At 51.6% G+C, this 1,619-nt stretch carries 1 rRNA gene; it reads right to left on the bottom strand.

The annotated features are described in order from the left end of the window. Positions 1-18: 18 nt before the first annotated feature. Positions 19-1,536, bottom strand: a 16S ribosomal RNA gene (locus tag MR764_RS20120). Positions 1,537-1,619 lie beyond the last annotated feature (83 nt).

Here is a 1,619-nt window from a genome sequence, read left to right as displayed (position 1 = left end):
TGTAAACCTGTGCTCCAGAAAGGAGGTGTTCCAGCCACACCTTCCGGTACGGCTACCTTGTTACGACTTAACCCCAGTTACCGGTTTTACCCTAGGCCGCTCCTCTCGGTCACAGACTTCAGGCACCCCCAGCTTCCATGGTTTGACGGGCGGTGTGTACAAGGCCCGGGAACGTATTCACCGCGCCATGGCTGATGCGCGATTACTAGCGAATCCAACTTCATGGAGTCGGGTTGCAGACTCCAATCCGAACTGGGATCGGCTTTTGGGATTAGCATCACTTCGCAGTGTAGCTGCCCTTTGTACCGACCATTGTAACACGTGTGTAGCCCTGGACATAAGGGCCGTGCTGATTTGACGTCATCCCCACCTTCCTCTCACCTTACGGTGGCAGTCCCGCTAGAGTCCCCAGCTTGACCTGATGGCAACTAACGGTAGGGGTTGCGCTCGTTATGGGACTTAACCCGACACCTCACGGCACGAGCTGACGACAACCATGCAGCACCTTGTAAATAGCTCCGAAGAGAAAGACTGTTTCCAATCTATGCAATCTACATTTAAGCCCAGGTAAGGTTCCTCGCGTATCATCGAATTAAACCACATGTTCCTCCGCTTGTGCGGGCCCCCGTCAATTCCTTTGAGTTTCAACCTTGCGATCGTACTCCCCAGGTGGATCACTTAATGCTTTCGCTCAGCCGCTTACTGTGTATCGCAAACAGCGAGTGATCATCGTTTACGGCGTGGACTACCAGGGTATCTAATCCTGTTCGCTCCCCACGCTTTCGTGCCTCAGCGTCAATTATGGCTTAGTAAGCTGCCTTCGCAATCGGCGTTCTGTGTCATATCTATGCATTTCACCGCTACACAACACATTCCGCCTACCTCAACCATATTCAAGACTTGCAGTATCAATGGCAGTTCTACCGTTAAGCGGCAGCATTTCACCACTGACTTACAAGCCCACCTGCGCACCCTTTAAACCCAATGAATCCGGATAACGCTTGCATCCTCCGTATTACCGCGGCTGCTGGCACGGAGTTAGCCGATGCTTATTCCTACTCTACCGGCAACACCCTACTCGTAAGGTGGTTTCTTGGAGTAGAAAAGCAGTTTACAACCCATAGGGCCGTCATCCTGCACGCGGGATGGCTGGTTCAGGCTCTCGCCCATTGACCAATATTCCTCACTGCTGCCTCCCGTAGGAGTCTGGACCGTGTCTCAGTTCCAGTGTGGGGGATAATCCTCTCAGAACCCCTAAGGATCGTCGCCTAGGTGAGCCGTTACCTCACCTACTAGCTAATCCTACGCATGCCCATCTTGTACCACCGAAGTTTTAATTGTTAAACCATGCGATTCAACAATGCTATGGGGTATTAATCCACGTTTCCATGGGCTATCCCCCTGTACAAGGCAGGTTGCATACGCGTTACGCACCCGTGCGCCGCTCTCATCACCCGAAGGCGAATCCCGCTCGACTTGCATGTGTTAAGCCTCCCGCTAGCGTTCATCCTGAGCCAGGATCAAACTCTCCGTTGTAAATATAAAAGTTTAAATATCCTTCGCTCCAGGTTTACTTGTCTCTCAGAAATCAACAAAGTTGGTTAAACCTTGCTTTTTTT

The sequence above is a fragment of the Maribellus sp. YY47 genome (genome assembly GCF_023111095.1).
GTDB lineage: Bacteria > Bacteroidota > Bacteroidia > Bacteroidales > Prolixibacteraceae > Draconibacterium.
Note: the sequence above shows the minus strand (reverse complement) of the source record. Positions and strands in the feature narration are given on the sequence as shown.